This window comes from Halobacteriovorax sp. DA5, from assembly GCF_002903145.1.
GTDB lineage: Bacteria > Bdellovibrionota > Bacteriovoracia > Bacteriovoracales > Bacteriovoracaceae > Halobacteriovorax_A.
Window position 1 is genome coordinate 124127 of sequence record NZ_PPDJ01000008.1, and the last position, 24075, is coordinate 148201.

The 24075-nt window shown below is 34.2% G+C and carries 25 protein-coding genes; 9 read left to right on the forward strand and 16 right to left on the reverse strand.

Annotation, left to right across the window (positions count from 1 at the left end; translation table 11 throughout):
* Positions 1-3: 3 nt before the first annotated feature.
* The 5 genes from C0Z22_RS11375 to C0Z22_RS11395 are packed head-to-tail and all read left to right on the forward strand — an operon-like array spanning position 4 to position 4988.
* A complete protein-coding gene (locus C0Z22_RS11375; protein ID WP_103218496.1) occupies positions 4-1677 on the forward strand; it encodes a glycosyltransferase family 9 protein in 1674 nt (557 codons plus the stop codon).
* Entirely contained in the window at positions 1674-2294 is a 621-nt protein-coding gene (locus C0Z22_RS11380; protein ID WP_103218497.1) for a hypothetical protein, read from the forward strand. Before C0Z22_RS11375 ends, C0Z22_RS11380 begins: the two co-directional genes overlap by 4 nt.
* A gap of 23 nt (positions 2295-2317) precedes the next feature.
* Positions 2318-3748, forward strand: a complete 1431-nt coding sequence (locus C0Z22_RS11385) for a sensor histidine kinase (protein WP_146037879.1) — start codon at positions 2318-2320, stop codon at positions 3746-3748.
* Positions 3729-4091, forward strand: a complete 363-nt coding sequence (locus C0Z22_RS11390) for a response regulator (protein ID WP_103218499.1) — start codon at positions 3729-3731, stop codon at positions 4089-4091. Before C0Z22_RS11385 ends, C0Z22_RS11390 begins: the two co-directional genes overlap by 20 nt.
* Positions 4092-4988 (forward strand): NAD(+)/NADH kinase, encoded by an 897-nt coding sequence (locus tag C0Z22_RS11395; protein WP_103218500.1) that lies wholly within the window; start codon positions 4092-4094, stop codon positions 4986-4988.
* Between the two features lie 2 nt (positions 4989-4990).
* On the opposite strand, the gene C0Z22_RS11400 is transcribed toward C0Z22_RS11395, so the two are convergent.
* The 10 genes from C0Z22_RS11400 to C0Z22_RS11445 form a co-directional block, all read right to left on the reverse strand.
* Entirely contained in the window at positions 4991-5713 is a 723-nt protein-coding gene (locus C0Z22_RS11400) for a UDP-2,3-diacylglucosamine diphosphatase (RefSeq protein WP_103218501.1), read from the reverse strand.
* A 30-nt stretch (positions 5714-5743) separates the two neighbouring features.
* A complete protein-coding gene (locus C0Z22_RS11405; RefSeq protein ID WP_103218502.1) occupies positions 5744-6415 on the reverse strand; it encodes a PilZ domain-containing protein in 672 nt (223 codons plus the stop codon).
* 112 nt (positions 6416-6527) lie between these two features.
* Entirely contained in the window at positions 6528-7358 is an 831-nt protein-coding gene (locus tag C0Z22_RS11410) for a flagellin (RefSeq protein WP_103218503.1), read from the reverse strand.
* A gap of 442 nt (positions 7359-7800) precedes the next feature.
* On the reverse strand, positions 7801-8634 hold the full coding sequence (locus tag C0Z22_RS11415; protein WP_103218504.1) for a flagellin: 834 nt from the start codon (positions 8632-8634) through the stop codon (positions 7801-7803).
* A gap of 239 nt (positions 8635-8873) precedes the next feature.
* The gene (locus C0Z22_RS11420) at positions 8874-9179 is read right to left on the reverse strand and encodes a hypothetical protein (RefSeq protein ID WP_103218505.1); all 306 of its coding nucleotides are present in this window, start codon (positions 9177-9179) and stop codon (positions 8874-8876) included.
* Entirely contained in the window at positions 9180-9638 is a 459-nt protein-coding gene (gene rfaE2, locus C0Z22_RS11425; protein ID WP_103218506.1) for a D-glycero-beta-D-manno-heptose 1-phosphate adenylyltransferase, read from the reverse strand. It abuts the gene before it with no gap.
* Positions 9638-10351 (reverse strand): RDD family protein, encoded by a 714-nt coding sequence (locus C0Z22_RS11430; protein ID WP_103218507.1) that lies wholly within the window; start codon positions 10349-10351, stop codon positions 9638-9640. The genes rfaE2 and C0Z22_RS11430 overlap by 1 nt, the downstream gene beginning before the upstream one ends.
* A 34-nt stretch (positions 10352-10385) precedes the next feature.
* Positions 10386-11108 carry a 16S rRNA (uracil(1498)-N(3))-methyltransferase gene (locus C0Z22_RS11435; RefSeq protein ID WP_103218508.1) on the reverse strand — a complete coding sequence of 241 codons (723 nt, stop codon included), beginning with the start codon at positions 11106-11108 and terminating at the stop codon, positions 10386-10388.
* Positions 11109-11111: 3 nt separating this feature from the next.
* A complete protein-coding gene (locus C0Z22_RS11440; RefSeq protein ID WP_103218509.1) occupies positions 11112-12080 on the reverse strand; it encodes a 50S ribosomal protein L11 methyltransferase in 969 nt (322 codons plus the stop codon).
* On the reverse strand, positions 12064-13584 hold the full coding sequence (locus C0Z22_RS11445) for an ABC transporter substrate-binding protein (RefSeq protein WP_103218510.1): 1521 nt from the start codon (positions 13582-13584) through the stop codon (positions 12064-12066). Before C0Z22_RS11445 ends, C0Z22_RS11440 begins: the two co-directional genes overlap by 17 nt.
* A 114-nt stretch (positions 13585-13698) precedes the next feature.
* Between C0Z22_RS11445 and udk the strand changes: the two genes are divergently transcribed.
* The 4 genes from udk to C0Z22_RS11465 are packed head-to-tail and all read left to right on the forward strand — an operon-like array spanning position 13699 to position 16887.
* Entirely contained in the window at positions 13699-14349 is a 651-nt protein-coding gene (gene udk, locus C0Z22_RS11450; protein ID WP_103218511.1) for a uridine kinase, read from the forward strand.
* Complete coding sequence (locus tag C0Z22_RS11455; protein ID WP_103218512.1) at positions 14349-15956, forward strand: ribonuclease J; 1608 nt, start codon at positions 14349-14351, stop codon at positions 15954-15956. Before udk ends, C0Z22_RS11455 begins: the two co-directional genes overlap by 1 nt.
* Before the next feature lie 18 nt (positions 15957-15974).
* The gene (locus tag C0Z22_RS11460) at positions 15975-16490 is read left to right on the forward strand and encodes a hypothetical protein (RefSeq protein WP_103218513.1); all 516 of its coding nucleotides are present in this window, start codon (positions 15975-15977) and stop codon (positions 16488-16490) included.
* A gap of 10 nt (positions 16491-16500) precedes the next feature.
* The gene (locus tag C0Z22_RS11465; RefSeq protein WP_103218514.1) at positions 16501-16887 is read left to right on the forward strand and encodes a hypothetical protein; all 387 of its coding nucleotides are present in this window, start codon (positions 16501-16503) and stop codon (positions 16885-16887) included.
* A gap of 63 nt (positions 16888-16950) precedes the next feature.
* Here C0Z22_RS11465 and ftsZ read toward each other — a convergent pair whose 3' ends face one another.
* The 6 genes from ftsZ to ftsW all read right to left on the reverse strand — a co-directional run bounded on the left by ftsZ (position 16951) and on the right by ftsW (position 24046).
* Positions 16951-18489, reverse strand: coding sequence for a cell division protein FtsZ (gene ftsZ / locus C0Z22_RS16425; protein ID WP_103218515.1), 1539 nt, complete (start codon positions 18487-18489; stop codon positions 16951-16953).
* Positions 18490-18503: 14 nt separating this feature from the next.
* A complete protein-coding gene (gene ftsA, locus C0Z22_RS11475) occupies positions 18504-19757 on the reverse strand; it encodes a cell division protein FtsA (RefSeq protein ID WP_103218516.1) in 1254 nt (417 codons plus the stop codon).
* A 92-nt stretch (positions 19758-19849) separates the two neighbouring features.
* Positions 19850-20587 carry a hypothetical protein gene (locus tag C0Z22_RS11480; protein ID WP_103218517.1) on the reverse strand — a complete coding sequence of 246 codons (738 nt, stop codon included), beginning with the start codon at positions 20585-20587 and terminating at the stop codon, positions 19850-19852.
* Positions 20587-21495 (reverse strand): UDP-N-acetylmuramate dehydrogenase, encoded by a 909-nt coding sequence (gene murB, locus C0Z22_RS11485; RefSeq protein WP_103218518.1) that lies wholly within the window; start codon positions 21493-21495, stop codon positions 20587-20589. Before murB ends, C0Z22_RS11480 begins: the two co-directional genes overlap by 1 nt.
* Positions 21488-22864, reverse strand: coding sequence for a UDP-N-acetylmuramate--L-alanine ligase (murC, locus tag C0Z22_RS11490; RefSeq protein WP_103218519.1), 1377 nt, complete (start codon positions 22862-22864; stop codon positions 21488-21490). The genes murB and murC overlap by 8 nt, the downstream gene beginning before the upstream one ends.
* A gap of 51 nt (positions 22865-22915) precedes the next feature.
* Positions 22916-24046, reverse strand: coding sequence for a putative lipid II flippase FtsW (gene ftsW, locus C0Z22_RS11495; protein WP_103218520.1), 1131 nt, complete (start codon positions 24044-24046; stop codon positions 22916-22918).
* Positions 24047-24075 lie beyond the last annotated feature (29 nt).

Here is a 24075-nt window from a genome sequence, read left to right on the forward strand (position 1 = left end):
TCAATGAACGCCTTAAAAAACGAAGCAGATAATAAAAAGACCATTGCAATAATTCAAACAACAAGAATTGGTGATCTTCTGCAAACATCTCATGCCGTTAAGCTACTAAAAGAAAATCATCCCGAATATAGAGTTGTCCTAGTAGCGCGTAAAAAATTTGCTACACCGATCATGTTCTTATTAGAAAAGGTATTTGATAAAGTTGTAACAATTGAGCACAAAACAGCAATGTTTGGAGCTGACAATGTGAGAGAGGCCCTCTCTAAATTAAAGAAACAACTTAAAGAAATTAATGAACAAAATATCGATGTATCAATCAACCTCGCTTTTTCTAAATCTGCGACATACCTTCACTCGCTAATTGAATCAAGTAATAAAGTAGGTCCATACTTCAATGACTTACATGAGAGAGTAATCACAGACAGATGGTCACAATACCTTTACTCAACAGTAATGAGAGGTGATCTTAACCCATTTAATCTAGTAGACCTATTCTCTTCAATCATTGGGACAACAAAGAAGCTCACTCATTTAAGTAATAAAGATTATTCAAGTGAAAAGAAAACAAATTTATTAATTCACCCATTTGCATCAAATGAAAAAAAAATGTGGAAAGCGAACCGATGGGTTGAAGTTATTTACCAAACATTAAAAAAGAATGAGAATGTAAAAGTATATATTTGCGGCTCTAATCAAGATCAAAAATCAGCAGATGAAATTTTAAATTCCGAGCTAATTAGGCCATTTAAGGATCGTGTTAATCTATGGATTGGTTTAGATCTAAAAGAACTATATTCAAAAGTCGATAGTTCTTTTTTATTCGTGGGCCATGATTCAATGATTGGGAATCTTCTAAGTTTCAAAAACATAAAAACTTTAACAATATCCCTAGGTACTGTTAGGCCGCATGAAACAACTCCTTATGCTCTAGACAACTACAACCTAGCGCCTAAAACAGAGTGTGCTCCTTGTTTCCCAAAGGATGAGTGCACTGAGTTCAAATGTCACAACGATGTTCCATACAACATTACTCATCAATGTATTGGACAGTTATTAAATAATAACAAGATTAATATCGAGGAATTAAATAGCTCATGTTCGTCTCTCTCTTTAAGTAGAGTAAAGCTTTATCATTCTGACATGCTTGATAATGGAGACTTATATATTAGAGAATCACTACATAAGGATCAAGATGCAAAAGAAGTTATGCGAAATTTCTATCACATTGCGTGGACTAGCATTTTTACTGAAATTAACACTAGCATGGATATCCCTTCTTTTAATATTCAAACTAAAGCACAACTAAGTTCACAGTCAAAAGGTATTGAAACATTATATGAGCTGTCAGAATTTGGTAAAAAGTACTCACGATACATAATCGAAGAAATTAGTAAGAATACACCAAGCTTAGAAGAGATAAGGAAGTTTTCAGCAAAACTAGATGAAATCGATCGTCTTAGTGATCTTGTATCGACTTCTTATCCACTACTAGCACCAGTCATAGACTTTGCAAAAGTTGCTAAAAACAATCTACAAGGAAATAATCTTGTAAAATTATCCGAAGCTGCATTCTACACGTATAACGAGATATCTCTTATGTGTAGTGTCCTTTACGAATTTTTCGAAAAATGCTCACTCATTAACAAGTCCAAACCAGAGGCAAGGGAAAATATATGATCACATTAGAACTAGGAAACGATAGCTTTTCTTTAGATGGAAATTCGATTTCCCTTAGACAGGCCATAACAGCAATTGAAACAGATGGTATATCAGATAATGAATCAATCACAGCAGTTGTCATTGAAGGCAAATCTTTTTCAATTGATGAAGTTGGAGAATTATTAGACTACACGCTCGAAGAGCTTGGCTACCCTAGTCTACAAATTAAAAACTCTTATGAATTGGCTTTTGAAGCATTGGAAGATTGTAAAAGATATATTGATGAATTAGTTGATAAAATCTTAATTACTACAGATGAGTTCAATAAAGGAAATATTGATCAAGGGAACTTATTTTTTGCAGATTTAATTGAGTTACTCGATCTATATGTTCACTTAATTACGAGAATTCATGCTACGGCAAGAAAAGCAAACAAGAATTTCTTCTCAGATAAAGAAGTAATTAAGAATCTTGAGATTCACCTATTTTCTGTTATTAAAGCACTTATCCCAGCACGTGAAAACAATGATATTGTGATGCTTTCTGACTTGCTAGAATATGAACTAATAGATAATCTTAAACAGTGGAAAATCAGAGCAATACCACTCATTCAAGAGTCAAAGATAAATTTTTAAATATTTATGCAGATAAAGCTGTCTTGGATTCATTATTTCAAGACAGCAATTTTTTAACTACCTCAAAAAAAAATTCTCAACTACAGATCGTTAAATATAATAAAGATGAAATTGAATTAAAAATCAATAGTAAGAAATTCGTTCTAATGAATTCGACAGATTTTCTTTCTGATAAAATATGTGATGCAAAAGAGCTAACTCTACTACCAAGCAAAGAATTTCAATTTAAAAAGAAAGATAGTATTCGATCATTCCTAAAGGCACTTACAAATGCAGATGAGTTAAATGGATTTAGCTCCTCTCAAATGCTCATTCATCAAAAAGGTACTACTAATATATACTCTATCACCTACAAAAATGATGAATATTATGAGACTTATCAAGAACCTACTTTTTTTAACACTTTATTCGCAAAAGTTAGAAAAAGTAAAAATAAGTCTTTTGATCAAAAAGAGTTACTTAATAAGCATATACAATTAGACGGACATTTCTTAGCAAAAGAATTATCGTTTCGTGACTTTAACTTAATTATTCTCCTATCACGTAATGACCTATTCCCTGTTGCAGATATAGACAGAACAAACTTCGACAAGTTGATCATTAAATCTATTCCTAAGTTATTTAATATAATAACTGTAGAAAGTAGCAGGCAATCAAAGATCGAAAGAGATAAAATTCTCTCTAATTTCCCTATCAATTCTTTTGTTATTGAAGATGACGGAGTTAAGATCAATCAAATCGGTATTGAAGATCATCAACAAGACACAAGCTCACTTCATCATGAAAGAATTCTACTAATGGGAGAACTCTTAAACACGCTAAGGCATGAACTCAGTAACCCACTTTTTGGAATTGATCTTTCTCACAATCTTCTAATAGAACAAACTGAAGACTTCGATGTAAAAGATACACTTTCGCATATATCAAACAGCGTAAAAAGATCACAAGCTATTATTCAAGAGTTTTCAAATTTATATAAGGATGATGAAGAGTTCACTTCAACATCATTAAAAAACTTAATTGCTGAAACAATCATTTTAACAAAATCGGAATCTAGATCCCACAAAGTTAATTTTGACATGAGCAATGATATTGAAATAATGACTAACGGAACATTATTAAGTCAGGTTATATTTAATTTACTTATTAACAGCTCACAATCACTTAATGTTAACAATATTGCAAACTCAAGAATCGATATTAACGTTAGTGAAGTTAATAATAAGATTTTGATCGATATAATTGATAATGGGCCTGGAATATCTAAAGATATAGAAAACAATATATTCAATCCGTTTTTTACAACAAAAGACACTGGAACAGGACTAGGCTTAGCAATTTGTAAAAATTTAACTAAAAAGATTAATGGTGATATTTATCTCATTGAATCCGAAAAAGGCGCCCACTTCCAAATAAATATTCCCAAGGTAAATCATGAAAATACTAGTTGTTGAAGATGAGCTTCTGATACAGAAAACTATTGTAACTCTACTTAAACGAAAAGGGGTAGATGTTATGTCTACGGCCAGTGGAAAAGAAGCAATAGAACTTATCAAAGAACACAATTATGAGCGTATTATTTGTGATTTAATGCTTCAAGATATTACTGGTTTTGATATAATAGAAGAATCCAAAACTAAATATAATGAATCAGAAATATCAAAGATTTTTTATATTATTACTGCATACAGTTCTGAGCAAATTGTTCAAAGGGCTGCAAGTTATGGTTGTAAAGTAATACAGAAACCTTTTGATGATATAAATAACTTTTTAAATGAAGTTATAATTGAGGAATAAATGGCAATAACAAACAAAGTAGCAATAATCTTAAAGCCAAAAGTAGTGACAGAATTTTCAACTGTTCTACCAAACTTAACAAATTGGCTAATAAGAAGAAAGGTCGATGTCTACTTTGAAAAATCTCAAGAATCACGCATCTTAAAAATATTCAAAAACAGCCAACCTGAAAATTTTAATTTCATTAACCGAGATGATATTGCTAAAAAATGCAAAATACTAATTACGCTTGGTGGTGATGGGACCTTAATTGGTGCTGTAAGAAGTAAAGATATTAAAAAGGTGAATATCTTTGGAATAAACATGGGTAATCTTGGATTTATCGCTGAGTTTGCGAAGCACGATTTCTATGAAGGTCTTGAAATGGCACTGAAGGGAAAATTAAAAACTCGCAAAGTTCAGATATACCAAGCTGAGATTACACGCCCTGGACACAAGAAAATTAAACTTAACTTTATGAATGATGCTGTTATTACTAAATCTGGTATTTCAAGAATGTTTAATCTTGAACTAGAGGCAAATGGCGAGAGTATATACAACCTAGCAGGAGATGGATTAATCGTGAGTACACCGATTGGATCAACAGCATACTCACTAGCTGCGAATGGACCAATCCTACACCCTAGTGTTAAAGGAGTTGTCCTCACTCCAATTTGTCCACATGCCCTAACCCATAGACCGATGGTTCTACCAGATAACGAAACATTAAGTATTATTATTCCACGTGGGCAAGAAGACATTTATCTTACTATTGATGGACAAAAAGAATTTAAGCTAGAGCCTAAAGACGAGATTCAAATAAAAAAATCTAGAAGTAGTCATGTTAACTTCTATATTAACGAAGAAAGAAATTACTTTAGAACGTTAAAAGAGAAGTTTAAATACGGAAGAAGATAAGATTAAATTAATTCTTCAAAACTATAGTCATCATTGATAATTAAAAACTTATTTGAAGCTGGTACGTATCCACAGTTATAGTATGAAAAATTCTCAGCAACGAATTCATCTTGATAATGACTATGGCCACAGATAATTATATCGACATTGTATTCTCTTGAAGCAATTTCAGCGCTCTTTCTAAACTTATCGCGAATTCCATCATTCAATTGTGTTTGACCATATCGTTTTTCATTTCTTTGTCTACTTTTATGAGAAAGGTAATCCCCAATGGCCTTTACGATCTTATAATTGAATATATATTTTGAAATAAGCGCTAAAGGGTAACTCCTAATAAAGCCACGCCATACTCGGTAATTGAAATTTTCAATTTCTATCTCATCACCATGGCAGAATAAAACTTTTCTTTCATTCACAATTTCTACAAATGGTTTAGTTTTTACAATAATTCCATTATCAGTTAGTAAGTCTTCAATATGAAAATCGTGATTTCCTTGTATATAGAAAATTGTCGCACCTATATCTTTAATTTCCTTGATACGTTTAAAGAACCAGTCGTATTGCTTTTCATACTCTTGGTAGCTTCCAACCATTAAGTCAAAAATATCACCTAGTAAATAAATACGATCATTTTCATTGAAATCAATAGATAGAAATTTTTTAAGAAATTCAGAATTTTTTTGATCCCATTTCACGTGGACATCAGAAATCACATAACAACTCATAAAGTAATCATATAGGATTAGCGCAGATAATCAAAGTAGATCTTTAATAAGATTATCACAACCCGCTTGAAGCTTTTTCACATGCTTTCGATATTCGGGGTTATTATCAATTGCAACTGCAATTCGATAAGCACCGTATGGAAATCTTGAAATCTGATAAGGTCTAATCTTCTTTTTATTTACAACATGGCCTTTCACATGAATTTTTTCTTTCGCAAATCCTACCTCAAAATTTAATACCTCATTCTTATTACTAAAGAGCTGTTCATATTGAGATGCACCCAAGACAAAAGAAATCCCTCCTTCACTTATATCGAAGATTTCATATTTTATATTTTGAAAACAACTATAAAGTGGAATCAAAGGCTCAAAGCGTTCATGTTCACGTCTCTCGAGTCTCTTCTCCTTTACTGGATACGAGATCTCTAAGCTATTACCATGTGATGCATTTAACTCGCTAATGAATATTAATTGTAAATCTGGAATATAGAACTTTAATAGTCCTGGCCCTCGAACAAAGTGCGCCAAGCTATCTCTTAAGCCATCTTCGATTGTTAAAAAGATTTGTTTGGCAAAGGCATTAAGACTTTTTATTTTGGCCGGAAGTCTAACAATGTTATGATCAATAACGTCCCAGACAATAACTTCACTGTTTTCATTTATTGATTCAATAATATCTTGTTCAAACTTCTTTGTGCTCATTTGTCTCTCAACCTTAACATACTTCTTTCTCCTAAAAAGGCGGCCTTGGTCTCTCCTACACAAGGCCGCTTAATTATTTAAGAAAGGAGTGGGGGCAGGACCCCCATATTTATTAACCTACTAATCTAAGTGCTGCAGAGTTCAGATTATTAGCCTGTGCTAACGATGAGATACCTGCTTGCTTAGCAATATTAGAAGAAGCTAATTGAGATGACTCGAAGGCCACGTCAGCATCCTCAATTACAGATCTAGACGAGTCTAAGTTAGTCGCTTGAATCTCAAGGTTATTAACCGAAGATTGCAGCCTTGACTGAATCGCACCGAGATTCGCTCGTTGCTCTGATAAACTCGTAATGGCCTCATCCACGTTCTCCATTGACGATCTTGCATCATCTTTAGAAGAAACGCTTAAACCTGAAATATTCAGTGCGGATGAAGTTGCATTTGTTTGAGAAGGGTCATATTGGATTTGCCCACTATCGCCAGCAAAAGTACCAACCTGAATATCCATCTCGGAACCTGATCCATTTAATAATTCAATCGATCCATACTTTGTCGACTCAGCAATACGATCAACTTCTTTAACCAATTGCTGATATTCTTTATCAAGGAAGCCACGTTCAGTATCACCAATCGTATCCGATGCGGCCTGAACTGATAGCTCTCTCAATCTTACTAAAATATTACTTGTTTCATTCATGGCACCTTCAGCAGTCTGAACCATTGAAATACCATCATTTGCGTTTCGAGAAGCCTGACGTAAACCCTTAACTTGTGCTTCCATATTCTTAGCAATCGCTAAACCGGCAGCATCATCTGCGGACTTATTAATCCTCTTACCACTCGATAACTTCTCCAAGGCCTCCCCGGAAGCTTTACCTGTTTGTTTAATGTTTTTCTGCACCATTTGCGCAGCGGTATTAGTTGCAATACGTAAACCCATTTTTTTCTCCTTTCCTCACGTCCTACTTAAATAGCTTTCAGACAAAATTAGTGTTCACAAATACCTGTTCGTTACACTCGGTTAAATACTTTAGTTAATCCCTCAAATATTTGGAAAAAAGTATACAAATTAACATAAATTCAATAGGTTAGAAATTAAGGTATCAATAATAAGTACTTAAAAAGTGGATGAAAATCGACATTATTTTTTGCCACTAATAAATGATTAGGATCATATTTTGAAATAAGATTTATGAATATAATTAGAAATGAGCGATTCTCTCTCCTGAGTTTCTGCTCTTTCAAGATTCTAGTGGGCCACGTGAAAACGTGGTCTATTTATTTAAGCTCAATTTTTCAAAATGAAAGTATAAGATAAATGAATAAGGGCCTTCCGAAGAAGGCCCTTACTTGTAGATGTTGCTTTCGATTTAGATTTTTACTTAACCGATCAGTCTCAGTGCAGATTGGCTCGAAGCGTTTGCTTGCGAAAGTACCGAAGTTGCAGAGTTAGTAAGGATATTCGCCTTAGCTAAGTTTGCAGACTCTGCTGCTACATCTGTATCTCTGATTCGTGAATTTGCGGCACTCATATTTTCATTAGAGATTTCTAGGTTATTAATTGTAGACTGTAGTCTATTTTGTAAAGCCCCTAGCTCCGCACGTCCACCAGACACTGATGTCATCGCCTTATCAATAGCCTCAAGGTTAGTCTGAGCGTCACCTTTTGTTGCAACAGAAAGCCCACCAATACCTAGGTCTTCTGTCTTAACTGATACTGCTGATGGCTTGTAAGCAATTCTGTCATTAGTTTCATCATTATATAAACCAATTTGGAATTCCTTATCGTCACCTTCACCATTAATTAGTGATGTTCCGTTAAACTGTACTGACTCTGCAATTCTATCAACTTCTTTAGTTAGTTGTTGGAATTCTTTATCAGTAAATTCACGTTCAGTATCACCAATTGTATCTGATGCAGATTGTACTGAAAGCTCTCTTAGACGAACTAAAATATTTGATACTTCGTTCATCCCACCTTCAGCGATCTGAATCATTGAGATACCATCACCCGCGTTTCTTGCCGCTTGTTGAGTACCTCTGATATTCGCTCTTAACTTTTCAGATATCGCAAGTCCTGCAGCATCGTCACTTGCCTTGTTAATTCTTGAACCTGATGAAAGCTTGTTTAAAGACTCATCTTGTGTTCTCTTAACTTGACCTAGACTTCTTTGTGCTGAAATTGACTGTGTGTTCGTGTTAATTCTTAATCCCATTACTATTCTCCTCGAATAAGCAACCTCCTTGTGTAATTTGCGTTGAAACTCCTTGTCTCAACAATTTTAAATCCCAAACAACCAGACCCATCTGGTTGCAATACCCATAACGGTTACTCGGAAATATTCTTGAGAGAAAAGTGGAAGATTTTTTACTTTTTTGGACGCAGTATTTGCTACGATGACAATATGATACCGAACAACTCCGACCGACTACTAAAGGAGCTCAGGAGAATCAATTACTTAAGAAACAAATCGTTCAAATCAAGCATATACTGGAGCATTTCACTCGGTGATTTAATTTTATAATCAATAGGAAATCTATTTTTTAATGAAGTATTAATAAATGCAAAATCATTATTAGCAACATAGTGCTTACTTCTTAAATTTGATAATTTAAAATTACAATCTTGAAATTTTACAACAACGACTAATCCAGATTTGAGAGTAGCTTTAATTGTTTTTAAAATTTGCGAAAAAGGAATTTCAATACTAGATTCTTCGTTAGAAATAACAGCGTAATCTTGATGTAAATGTATATACACTTACGATCTACCTTGAATCTTTTCGATTAAATTCGTCGTAGAATAGCCGTCTTCAAAGTTTAGACTTAGCACTTGTCCACCATTGGCCGTTACAACATCATGTCCAACAATTTGCTCAATGGCCCAGTCACCACCTTTAACTAGAGTATTTGGTAAAACAGCATTAATCAATTCATACGGCGTATCTTCATCAAAAATAAAAACCTTATCAACGGCTTTTAAATTTTCAAGCATAAATTGGCGATCATTCTCTGGATTAACAGGTCTATCTTCACCTTTCAAACGCTTAACGCTGCTATCTGAATTAAGTCCAATGATAAGTACATCACCGAGCTTCTTCGCTTCATTTAAGTACATTAAATGTCCACGATGGAGAATATCAAAGCAGCCATTAGTAAAAACAATTTTTTGCCCACTAAAGTTAGCTTCAACATAATCCTTTGCTTCTTGATATTTCATTACTTACTCTTTTTTAAACTATTTCCAAAGAACTTCTTATCAAGTCCTAGAATATATGGAAGACCTAAAAGTGGAATTGAAATGAATTCAAATAAAGTTCTTTCAATAATAGTATTAAATGCTGCTTCATTAGAAAGCTTTGGTTTTAATCCACAGATGTATTGACCAAAAGTAGGTCTATAAACTGATGTTATACGATAGATAATATGAATCAGTACAAATAAAGCAATCAAAAATCTATAATTTGAATTTTGAAGTGTGATTTCAATAAATGACTCTTGAGGTAGGCCACTTACTAAAAACATTGCAGCTAATGTGACAGCAAAAACAACTAAAGACACACTCATATCAATTATGTAAGAAGCAAAACGCCTTGCAATTGAAACATCTTGAGCTTTACTCTTAATTTCAATTTCACGATTTACTTTAGGAATCTCAGACTCAGTTCCTTTACGATAGAAAGCTTCAAGTTCTGATGGAACACTCATTTCTTTTTCACGGCCAAGAACTTTATTAAAGTTATTAACATGTGACTGAGTTGGTGTAACTTCAACTCTGGCACTTTTTAATACTTCTTTACTTGCTCTTCCATGGTGAAAGCCTAGACCTTCATTAATTGGCTTAAATGGTATATCTTCAATTTCAAAGTCTTCAAATTCTTCGAAGTCATTTAAATTTATTGGTTTCTTATTATGTTGTGTATCTAAATTCATCCCTGAGCCCTCTTATAATAGGATGACACATTTTTTATTTAACATCAAATTTTCCAAGTACATAGCCCACAATTGTCAGTACTGCACTTTCCGTTTTGAGAATAGGTGTCGCTAGCCTAAGGCCAATTACATTATTCTCTTTAAACATAAGTTCTTCTTCACGGTTAGAGAGACCACCCTCCGGTCCAATGATAATTAAAATACGTTTATCTTTGATGCTTTTAATGTCTTCGATATCATTACCATTTGCACGGGATAATGTCGTTAGGAATATATAATCATACTGATGGAAGATCTCAAAAAGAGCATCTAAACTAGCAGTTTCATGATGCACAATCGGCATATAAGGATTATTAGATTGAATTAACGAGCTTTCAATTACAGAGCTAACACGATCAAAGTTCTTTATTGACCAGTTAGAATAATCTGCTTGAAACGGAAATACTTCAGAGATACCGACTTGAGTTGCATTCTTAAGTGCGTTTTCAAAAGCCTCTCTTTTTGGAAGACCTATTGCTAAGTCGATATTTGAAAACTTATCTACTTTCTCAAAGGATTTTATTTTAAGAGAAACTTCTCTCTTGGTGCAATTTATAACTTCACTTGTATAACGACCACCTTGACCATCAAGTAGTAGTACTTCATCGCCTTTTTTAACTCTTACGACTTTAATTAAGTGGTGGCTTCGATCATCTGAAAAGCTTAGTATTCCATCAATCGATGGAGAAAGATCATCTCGAGTATAAATAGCACGCATGAACTACTCCTTTCTTAAAAGAATTGCAGACCAATCACCTTTAGATAATACATCAATTTTCTTCAAAGACTTATACTCTTCAATTACATCATTAACTTGTTCATTTAAGATTCCAGATAAAACTAAATAACCATTATCATCTAGGGAATCTAGGAGTACTTCCTTTTCTGAAACAAGAACATGCATAAGTATATTTGCAAAAACTAACTTGTACTTATCATCAAGATTAAAGCGTTTACGAGCAACTAGTCGATGTCCATTTAAGCGATCTTCATCTAAATTAAGTTTTAAGTTTTCATGACAATTATCAAGTGCTGCTGGATCAATATCAACAAAGTCTACGAGCATATTACTCTTTTTGATTGCACCAATACCTAGAATTCCAGATCCACATCCAAAGTCTAGACACAGATCTTTATCCTTAAATGAATCCTTAACGGCCATAAAATGTTTCAAGCATAAATAAGTTGTTTCATGCTCACCTGTACCGAAGCCCATTCCAGGAATAATATAGATATTGTTATTATTTGATTTGTAATCTTCTTCTTTAAACCATTCAGGAATTACACTTAGCTCTGGAGTTACTTCAATAGGTGCATAGTGCTTTTTCCAAACTTCATTCCAATCTGAGTATTCCTCATCCTTAACTTCAATAGATAAGTCCATACCTTCAATCGCTTTAACAAAATCATGGGCCCTATTAATGTCACCTTGGAAGAAAAAGTAATTAAACTTTTTCACATCTTGGTCATCTGATATATCAACGACTTCATCAATAACAGATTCTGGAACATCTCCACCAGAATAGGCTCTTTCTCCTAAAATTTCATCAACACGAGCTTCTTCCATTGAGAATTCTTCAATCCCATCAACTTCAAAGTCATTAAGGGCGATTTTATTTACTTCTTCACATTGTGAGCTACTTTGAAACTCGATCGTAACAATTTTAAAGATTTCAGTTTTTACAGACATTCTCAATTTCCTTTAAAACTAGAAAGTTTCCATTTGGATAAATCTCTTTCAGTTTTATACATTTACTCATCACCCAAATAACATGCGGGTGCCATAAACTAATATATGGGTATTGTTCGTTTACTACAATATTGGCTTTTTTATAAAGAGCAACTTCCTTCTTCTTATCAATAGTTTGCTCTGCCTTTACAATTAAATTATCGAATTCTTTATTATCAAAAAAGACACGATTTGCACCTTTTGGGGCCATATTTTCAGAGTAAAAAGCGAACTTAAGCATATCTTGACCAGTAAAGCCGATCCAACGCCCTAAATAAAGATCATATTCCCCTCTTTTGACTCCCCTAAGAAATGTTCCCCACTCCTGAGGGACAACATTAACAACGAGACCAAATTTTTCGAATTCATTCTTGATAATTGTAACAAGTTCTTGTTGAAACTTATTACTACTAGTCTTCCAAGTTAGAGAGAATGTCTTACCTTCTGGGTCGTACCAAACACCATTCTTCCTTACAAAGCCCGCTTTTAAAAAAAGATCATAAGCGACTTTAGGATCAAACTCATCGACGGGCATGTCTATATAGAAACTCTTAAATGATTTTGCGAACAGTCCATTAGATGCAACAGCATTATTTTTAAATTTATATTCTATAATTTTGTTACGTGGAACGAGATGGCTTAACGCCTTTCTAATATTAACATTTTGTAGAACACCCTTCTTTTGATTTAGTCCTATAAAATTATAATCTGTTCCCAAAACCTTTTGAACATTCACATCACTATTCTTTTCTAAGTAGTTAACCTTACGAGGTGAAATATTAGCGACAGAAAGATCAATCTCACCTTTAATAAGCTTCAAAGAAAGGGTTGTTTCATCTTTAACGACAACAAAATTTAAATCATAATGACCTTTCTTAAGTGACTTCAAGTCGATTTGTAGTGGAGCAATTTTAGTAATCTTATAATCACCTGCACCTACAATATCGACCATTTCAACCTTATCGACAACGTCGTAATTAGGAATTTGAATAATTTTAAATAGAACTAAGTTGGGAAGATGATCAAGGCCAAAACTCTTATAAATTAATTCGAATGTTAATTTATCTATAATCTTAACTTCTGTTATATTTCCAAATGCGAATCTAAAAATTGATTTGATCTTAGCCGTTTCTGTGAAATAAAAATGAGACTTTTGAACATCTTTAGAAGTTAATTCTTCACCGTTAGAAAATTTGAGACCTGGCTTAAGTTTAAAGCGAATCTTATAATTTTCCTTTGTGCGAAATTCCTTGAACGATTCACACAACTGACAAATAGGTTGCATATTACTGTCAAAGTCGATTAGTGATGCATTAATAAGACGATTGATATTTTGCGAATTTGCATCAGTTGAAAAAAATGGGCTTAAGCTATTAGGCGATGATGAGATTGCGACATTAAGACTCGCTCCGTAAACCATTGAACTTAGGAAAGAAATTAGCAAAATAGATAAAATTCTAGACATCGAATATCCCTGACGAATGACACAAATGTAATTATTATAAGATTATCACCTCTTTTATTTGATGTGAACTCAATCTGTGATAAGTTACTGAAAACATTCAAACAAAGGTCATCTATGAAGCTAATTGGAATCACTGGTGGTTCAGGTTCAGGAAAAACTACTTTTGCATCAAAGGTAATTTCTAAACTACCAAAAGAGAAAGTGTCAGTTCTATCAATGGACTCTTACTATCTACCAGAGCAACCAAAAGAGCATTATACGAAATCAGGACGACCAAATTACGACCATCCTCAAGCATTTGACTGGCCTCTCCTTCAACAACATATTACAGCACTGAAGAATGACGAGTCGATTGAAGTTCCAAATTACGATTTCAAAACGAGTAATCGTACCGCTACAACGACGACTTTAAAACCTACACCAGTTGTTCTCTTTGAAGGAATCTTCACACTTTTTGATCAAGAAATTAGAGAGAAATTAGATATACGTTGCTTTCTCCATGTTGAAGCAGATATTCGCTTCACAAGAAGACTTAATCGAGATGTTGCAGAAAGAGGTAGAAGTTTAGAAAGTGTTATCAATCAATACTACGATAGCGTACGTCCAATGTATGAAAAGTTTTTAGCACCTCAAAGACAATATGCAGACTTCATCGTTGGAGAAGAAACTGATGTTGCATCTGAGATATTAGCTGCAAGATTACTACAATTAGTTGAACACAATAAAGAATTCGAATTATTGCTGAATTCGACAAAAGGATCTTAATGTCTAACTTAAATATTTCACCTCTCGGCGGAGTTGGACAGATTGGTTCTAACGCGACTTTAGTATCATATAAAAATACAAACCTGATTATCGATAGTGGAATTCTATTTCCTTACGAAGACTGTTTTGATATCAACTACTTGATTCCAGATTTAAAAAATGTTGAAGTTGAGATTGATGCTTTAATTATTACTCACGGCCACGAAGATCATATTGGTGCGATATCTCACTATATTGAAAGATTTCCTGAAGCAGAAGTATATGCTCCAACTTTCGCAAAAGAACTAATTGAAGATAAATTATCGTATTTGAATCTTTCAAAAAAAATAAATCGCTTAGAGAGTCAATTAATCCTCAATGAAATTGAAATAGACATCGTCCATGTTAATCACTCTATTCCAAACACTAAAGGGATTCATCTTGGTATCAAAGAAATCGATACTGGAGTGCTTTTTATTTCCGATTTCAAGTGTGATTTTAATTCGGAATACGAGGAACCTATTGAATTAGAAAAGATCAATCTTCTGTCTAAGAAATTTAGTAATAGAATTGCAATGCTAGATTCTACAAATATTACAAGCAGCAATGATAGAACGACATCAGAGTCGGAACTAAAAAAAGACTTATCCACTTTTATTTCAGACGCTAAGGGACGAGTATTCATAACTTGCTTTGCTTCTAACATTCATCGCCTACAAACTATTTTCAATATTGCTCAAGAACTCAAATTGAAAGTCGTTCCCTATGGTCGTTCATTACTTAAGTACACACAAATTGCTAGAGAATGTGAAATCTTCAATGATCATGGACTAGTGCGTGAAGTTGAGTCAGTAGCAGACTTAAAGAAAAAACATATTATTCTTTGCTCAGGTAGCCAAGGCGAGTTCAGAGGAACAGTAAAAAGAATTACAAGTACAAGTGATAAGTATTATAAACTTAATGAAACCGATACTTTCATCTTTAGTTCAAAAGCTATACCGGGAAATGAAAAAAAATTATCTCTTCTTTATAATGAAATTACAGATAAGGGTTGTGAAGTCATAACACATTACAATGGAATGATTCACGCATCTGGCCATCCTGGTAAAGCAGACCTTAAAGATGTATACGATCACTATAAACCAACGATTGCTATTCCAATTCATGGGGAAACATATTTTCTAAGAAAGCATTGCGAATTTATAAAATCAATCCTTCCTAATACACAAGCTATTGAGATTAAAAATCACGACTGCATTTCATTTACACAAGATGGTAAATTAAAAGTTAATCGTTCACAGGAGATTCCTCCAATTTTAATCCACGGCAATAGAATTGTTATTGAGCGCGAAAAAATTTCAGAAAGAAGAAAAATGGCCACCCTCGGTACAGTCTTTGTTTCTATTTCAAATAATAGTCTAAAACGTTCAAAACATAGAGTTCACGTAACAACAATGGGGATACCTGAGGATTCAGATCAAATTAGTCAACTACAAGAAATTTGCTTTGATTACTTTAACGAAAATGGAACGATCGATCAGAGAACAGAACGCATCAGGGTAGCGGTAAGAAGATATTTTCAAAATATACTAGGATATAGGCCTCTGGCCATTGTTCATATTTGCTAAGTCCATTAAACTAATAACATGGACAATTCAGTTATCATCATTGCATTACTTGTAATCATTGCTATTGCGCTATTTATGCTCATTGGGGTATTTGCATTCATTGCTTTTCGCAAAGAAATAAAGAAAGAAGAAACTCAAGACGGAAAGCTAACTGATAAAATTAATAATCTCTTAGAAAAAAACAAGCCTCAAGAAAAAATTCTTGGTCTTTGTAGTATTTGTGAAAAAGAACTTGTTGAAAATGATTACTTCAATGTTGATGCTCTTCACCTATGCCGTGAACACTTCAACTTGTACTCAAAACACGAGTGGGTATCTATCACAAACGAAAGAACAACTAGTGAAACACCAGAAAAGGGTGTTTATATTTATAATTTTAAAAAGAATACTTGGAATAAACATAAAATCCCAACTTTCATCTTATGCGAGTACAAAATTGATGTTGAAAGTGACTTAATTGAAACTTATGTACAATTGCACGTTCAAAAAGAAATTGAAGATGAAATGAGGGAGAGATTGAAAATAGAAAAGTAAGGAAGTAAAAGTGAACGATCTTGAAATACTAAAAGGCCAAATTAATCAGATCATGAAAGAGAATAAACCAAATATTGTCTTTGACTCTAAACATGACCGCTTAATTAGAGAATGTGAAAAGGATTTAACATCAGCTGGTTTAAAACAAAAAGTATCTTATACTATTGATGCTTTAATGCCTGAAAAAAGAGATGTGAAATTTGGTGGTGGTCAATTTAGTCGTTGGCAATATGAATTGAGCTGGCAAGAATGGGAAGGAAACTACAGACTTGTCTTAAGAAATATTCCGCATAATAATTCAAAACTCTTAATTAAGCTTCCAGAAGATTTTAAGGCCGATACAGCAGAGCTGTTAGAATCATTCAAATCAAATATTTTAAAATCAAATTCATTATAAAAAAAAGGGCCCTTACGGGCCCTCTTTTTTGATGTTTCCATCAAATATACTTTGGGGGGAATCCTATCGCTCTACTTGGCGAAAAGTTTCAGTTCCAGAAGGTTGTTGTGTTTCTTCTTTTCTTAAGTATGAAGGAGTATCTAATTCATCTTCATCAAAATTGATAAAACCTAGTTTTTCCGCAATTGATTTTGGACGATCTGATTTCTCAGCAGTATTGTTCCCAGTTAATACTTTCTCATTGGCCCATGGGTCTACTTCAGACTTTGAAGCTTCATATTGAGATGCAGCTTCTCTAATTGAATCAGTAAGACTTGGTCTTTGAGTCGTTTCTAAGTTATCACCATCAAATGAGTGAGCTCTTGAACTTTCAACTACTGTATCTTGTACAAGTTGTTCACGTTGAGCTTCCATTTGAATCTCTCTCATTGCATCTACCTGTGGGTTAGATTGAACAGGAGCTTCATGGTAAGCAGCTTGTTGCATAGCAGGTTGAGCAACTGGTTGCTCATAAACTGGCTTTTCTTCAACAAGTGGAGCAGCTGGAGCTACAGGTGCTACATATACTGGCTTAGACTCTTGAACAACTGGTCTTCTAAGTTCTTGTTGAGGAGCTACATTAACAGCTGCTTCACGACCACCAAGACCAGTAGCGATTACTGTTACTTTGATATTATCTTCAAGCTCATCATCAACTACAGAACCAAAGATTACTTCTGCATCTTCATCAGCTGCTTCCATAATTAAAGTAGCTGCTTCATTTACTTCATGCATAGTCATTGAAGAACCACCAGTGATGTTAATGATGATACCAGTTGCACCATCAATTGAAATATCTTCCAGTAGTGGTGAAGAGATAGCTTCATTAGCTGCTTTAATAGCTCTATCTGGACCTGCACAAAGACCTGTACCCATTAGAGCAAGTCCTTTATTAGACATAACAGTTGAAACGTCTGCAAAGTCAGCATTGATATGACCAGTAGTATTGATAAGGTCAGAGATACCTCTAACTGCATTTAAAAGTACTTCATCAGCTTTCATGAAAGTTTCTACTAAAGATAAGCTTTCACCTGCTAATTGAAGAAGTCTTTGGTTAGGAATTGTAATTAGTGAATCAACATTTTCCTCTAGAGTTTGGATACCAGTTGATGCTTGTCTCATTCTCTTCTTACCTTCGAAGATAAATGGTTTTGTAACAACACCAACAGTAAGAGCACCAAGCTCACGTGCAAGTTTTGCAATTACAGGAGCTGCACCAGTTCCTGTTCCACCACCCATACCGGCAGTGATAAATACCATGTCAGATCCCTCTAGAACCTGGCTTAGCATTTCATACTCATCTAGAGCTGCTTTACGACCTACTTCTGGGTTGGCCCCAGCGCCAAGACCTTTAGTTAGCTCAACACCTAGTTGTACTTTTGTTGGTGCTAAGTTTACAGCAAGTGCTTGTGAGTCAGTGTTAGCAACAATATATTCAACACCAGTTAGACCGGCCTTAATCATTGTGTTTACGGCATTACAGCCACCGCCACCAACACCAACAACGCGAATCTTCGCGCCTTCAGTTAGTTTTAATTCGTTGTTGTCAGAAATTTCGAACATAAGTTCCCCCTTATTTAAAAAATTTCTCTGAATACTGATTTAATAGATCCTGATAATTTGCTTACAATATCTATTTGATTAATATCTTCTTCCTCTTCTACTTCAACTTCTCTGCCTTTTGAGGCTTCAAGTAGAAGACCTAATACAGTTGAAAATTTTGGATTTTGCATAATATTTGTCATGCCACCAAAAGCTATTGGGAAACCTATTTTAAGTGGTCTCTCTAGAAGATACTCACCAATCTCAGGCATTCCCTTAATCATGGCACCACCACCAGTAAGAACAACTCCCCCACTGATTTCATCACCAAGATTTTTTTCTTTAATAATATTTTTAATTAGATCAAATAATTCTTCCGCTCTTGCACCAAGTACATTTGCGACTGTGTGCAGTTGTACTTCTCTTGGCTTAGTTCCAGAAATCCCTTGAACTGTAATGTGAGCTGATTGATTAACTTGTTCTGGAAGAACAGATCCGTGGTTAATTTTAATTCTTTCAGCTTCTGCATGAGGAATCTTAAGTGCTACAGCTAGATCATTTGTGAAATGATTTCCACCAACTGGAATTACCTGTGTATGAACAAGAGCACCATCTTTCCATAGTGCAAGATCTGTTGTTCCACCACCGATATCAACTAGTAATGTCCCCATTTCTTTTTCTTCAGGAGAAAGAACTGATTCAGAAGAAGCAATTGGTTGAAGTGTAACGTTTTCAACTTTAACACCTGTATGCTCAACACACTTTACTAAATTTTGAATCAAAGAGATTGATCCAGTAACAATATGAACGTGTGCCTCTAGACGAGTTCCACACATACCAATTGGATTTTTAATACCAGTTGTATTATCAACTTTATACTCTTGTGCAATTACGTGAATGATTTCGCGATCACTTGGCATTACAACAGCCTTTGCTGCTTCAAGTACGCGATCAACATCATCTTGAGAAATTTCATTTCCTTTAACAGCAACAACACCAGAACTATTGAAGCTGTAGATATGACTACCAGCGATTCCAATAGTTGCGCTATGGATATCAACTCCTGCCATTAGCCTAGCTTCTTCAAGCGAGTTATGAATTGAGCGTACTGTTTTATCGATATTTACAACACTGCCTTTCTTTAAACCATGACTTGGATGTGTACCAATACCAATGATTTCAAGCTCAGCTTTACCAGTGTTTTGATTAGAAATGTTTTGGATACCTACGATTGTGCAGACTTTAGTTGTACCAACGTCTAAACCGACAACGATGTTTTTTTCTTTCATTGAGAATCCTTTCTCTAGTTTTTCTTACAGAATCATTCTGTTAATAAAGAAATCTAACGGCAATTTTTACCGCATATAATGAAATTTTAGAATTAGTCGTTGAACTTGACAACAACTTTTTTGGAATTTGTAATATTTATCACAGATGGAATTTTCTTTTTCTTGTTCATATAACCAATGATTTGAGTCAACTTTTCAACTTTAAGAGGCCATTCATCTTTACCCATAAAGACGCTCGAAGGCTTTCCTTTAATTGAAAGAATCATCGTTAACTCTTTATCATCACTGATGATAACTTCAGAAATTAACTTTCTAAAAACAAGATCAAGATCTGCAATAATACGAGTGATATTTTTCTGAACAGTCTTATCCATTTCCCCTACTGGGATAGCAAGGTATGGTAGAGCATAATTTAATTTTTTTTCAGTTCTTAGAAGTATCTCATAAGTAGGATCAAATAGTTGACCATTATCAACAAGAATTGCTTCATAAGACTCCATCCCATTCTCTTTATAGATTTGAACTTTCATTAATGGGGATGGACATTCGTAGATAAAGTTTAGCATTCCTTCCATTGGATCATACTTAATAGCGTAATCTGATAAGAAATGTTTTTCTTTCAATTTATCTGCTGCAATAAGATTCTTCATACTTCTTAAAGAACGATTCTTTTCAAAGTCTTTCACTAGTTTCAGTGTAAGTGTTCCAGCAGCACGTGAAGGACATTTACCAAAAGCTGTCTTATATTTAATCTTCTCCGTAGGTTGAGAGACTGCTAATGCAGATCCACTCAAAAGAAGAAAAGAAATAATTGAAATAGCTTTTTTCATTAAATATCTATCCTGACTTCAGGCTCAAACTTTAAACCGTAATTGAGGTAAAGCTCATCCTGAACAATTTTAATAAGTTCTTTTACATCGCTGGCCGTGGCTTTATCGAAATTCTCCATAAAATTCCCATGGAGATTACTTACTCGTACGTCACCAACCTGTAATCCTTTCAAATTAAGTATATCAATAAATTGTCCTGCAGTGCAAGTTCGCTTATCTCCAACGATATTTTTAAAGACACTTCCACAAGTTTTTTCCTTTAATGGCTGTGACTTATTTCTCATTAGTAAGTAGTTACGAATCTTTTCTCCAAGGTATTTATCTTGCCCATTAGCAACTAGCTCGACTTTATAAACAACATCACCTGGCTTTAGAAAGTTGTTTTGACGATAAGAAAAACTATCTTTCGTTACCTCATGAAGATATTCATTCCCCTCTTTATCAATATACCAAACGCAGGCGATGATTTCACTAATCCAGCCAAGGCCTGTGCCAGCATTCATAAATACGGCCCCACCAAGAGTTGCAGGTATCCCTGTTATAACCTCCCATCCTTTGTTACCAAATTTTGAGGCATGAGAAGTTAAGCTTGATAACTTCACTGACGCAGGAAGAATATAACTTTCTCTATATTGATTAAAAATCGCACGATCATAATCAAAGTCTAAATTAATTATTGGATTTACAATTCTCTCATTTAAAAGTTGGTTAGCACCAAGACCTAAAAGCATATAAGTTATATTTTTAGATGTAAGTGTTCTTACAACTTCTTTAAGGGCAACCAAATCCTTTACAGTAATTAGGTCACCTTTAGACTGAAGTCTCATCGTTGAATATTTTGATAGATCTTTATCTATCTCAACTTCAATATTTTGAATATTACTTAGGATATCTTCAATCTTATTCATTGCGATCGTTATCTAAAACCCATTCTCTAATCACACGGCCAATAGAACCAGCTCCCAAAGTCATAATTGTCGAATTCTTATTAGACTTAATAATTGTATCTAAATCTTTAAGCTCAATATTCTTTGCAAGTCCAGGGTGAAGACGATTAATATCTTCAACTAATCTTTCTGAAGTAATTCCTGGGATAGGACTTTCACTGGCAGGATATATTGGACACATATACAATTCATCAACATCATTAAAGCAATGTAGGAATTCATTCCAACAGTCTTTAGTTCTTGAAAAACGGTGCGGTTCAAAGATTGCAATCTTCTTATGTGATCTAATTTCTTTTAAAGTATTTAGAGTGTTAGCAATTTCTGTTGGATGATGACCATAATCATCTAAGATTTCCACTTCATCTGTTTTATATAGTAACTGGAAACGACGCCCTACATTTTCAAAGCTTCGAATTGAGCTTCTAATCATGTCGACAGGAACTCCCATTTTATGTGCAATAGAGATAGCCCCTAGAGCATTTTGAACATTGTGCTTACCTGGAAGATTAATTGTGAAACGTCCAAGATTTTGCGACTCAACAATAAGATCAAACTCAGAGCAAAGGTCAGACATTTTAATATCGACGGCCCTATAATCTGCTTCTTTTTCAATTCCAAAAGTAACAATAGGTTTTTTAACCTTTGGCACGAGACTCATTAGTCTCTTGTCATCTGCATTTAAAGAAGAAAGACCATAGAATGGAACTTTATTAATAAATTCTTCAAAGCTATCCATTAATACATCTTCACTTCCATAGTGATCCATGTGATCAAGATCGATGTTTGTTACGACAGACATAATTGGATTTAGCATAAGAAATGATCCATCTGATTCGTCCGCTTCTGCAACAAGATACTCACCAGTACCAACCTTTGCATGACCAGCAAGATTGGAAACAATACCACCAATTATATATGTTGGCTCATAGTTACTGGCCTGTAAGATCGTCGCTAAAAAACTCGTTGTCGTCGTCTTGCCATGAGTACCAGCAATTGCGATTCCTCTTTTAAGTCTCATAAGTTCAGCTAACATCTCAGCTCTTCTCATAATAGGAATTTGTTTTTCACGCGCCATCTGCATTTCTGGATTTGTTTCGTTAACAGCAGATGAGTAAACCACCACAGTAGTATCCGGTGTGATATTCTCACGCTTGTGTCCGATAAATACTTCAGCTCCTAGACTTCTAAGTCTTGCAACATTTGCTGATTCACTAATATCTGAACCTGTTACTTTATAGCCAAGGCTTAGTAGAATTTCAGCGATACCGCTCATACCAATTCCACCAATTCCAATAAAATGCACGCTAATATTTTGAATATTAATATTCATACTTGTTCCTTTTCACAAGATTACTTCTTCTAAATTTAGCGCATATAATGGCTATTGTTGAGAAAAAAACGGCTTCTCATTTGATATCGATCGTTGACGTGACACACAAGAGAAGATTACACCGATTGCAATTAGATTACTCATTAGAGATGAGCCTCCATAACTAACAAAAGGAAGGTTTAAGCCTTTAGTTGGAAGAAGTCCTAAAACCACACCCATATTTAAACATGCTTGAACACCAATGATAAAAATAATGGACATGACCATTTTCTTAGCGATGTCGTCTTTTAAAGTTAAGGCAAGCTTAAAACCAATATGAGTAAAGGCAATGAAAAGTACGACAAAACCTAGAACCCCTAAGAAACCAAATTCTTCACCAATAACTGAGAAAATAAAGTCGTTATGTGCTTCTGGAAGAAAAAATAATTTTTCCAAACTATTGCCAATTCCCTTTCCAAAAAAGCCACCATTAGCAAACCCAATCCATGATTGAATTACCTGAAAACCACTTCCTCTTGGATTGGCCCAAGGATCAAGAAATGCCATTAAACGCTTAACACGATAAGGCTGAGCAACGAGAATTAGCGCCGAGAGAATCGTGCCTGTTACGCCCATGATATAAAAGTACTTTCTATTGAAGTTTGAAATGAAACAAGAAAAACCCATTCCTAAAGCACAAATAAAAAATGTACCAAAATCTGGTTGTAAAAGAAGTAGTAATAAGACTAAGCCTATATTTGCAACGTACTTTAGTCGATTCTTTAAATTTAGCTTTTCATAATTTTCAAAAAAGAAAAGAGACATCATAAGGATTGTGTACTTTGCAAGCTCTCCTGGCTGAAGAGATCCAAATCCTAAGTTGATCCATCGGTTGGCACCTTTTGCAACAACCCCTAATCCAGGAATAAAAGTTAGAACTAATAGAAAAGCGACCACAAGATTTAAGTGAAATGAAAACTTAATCCAAAATTGATACTTCGTCTTTGCGACAACATAGGCCATTGCTACGCCTACTAGTGCAAAAAGTATTTGTCTTGAAAAGAAGTGAAGACTTGTACCGTAAACTTCTTTTGAAAACATATAAGATGAGGAGTAAACCATGACAATACCAACACCAACGATAATTGATGTGATAATTAAAAAGAGTTTTCCAAAACGATCCGTGTTTTCAAGAGTGTTCATATATTCATAATATATGAATTTTGAATTCG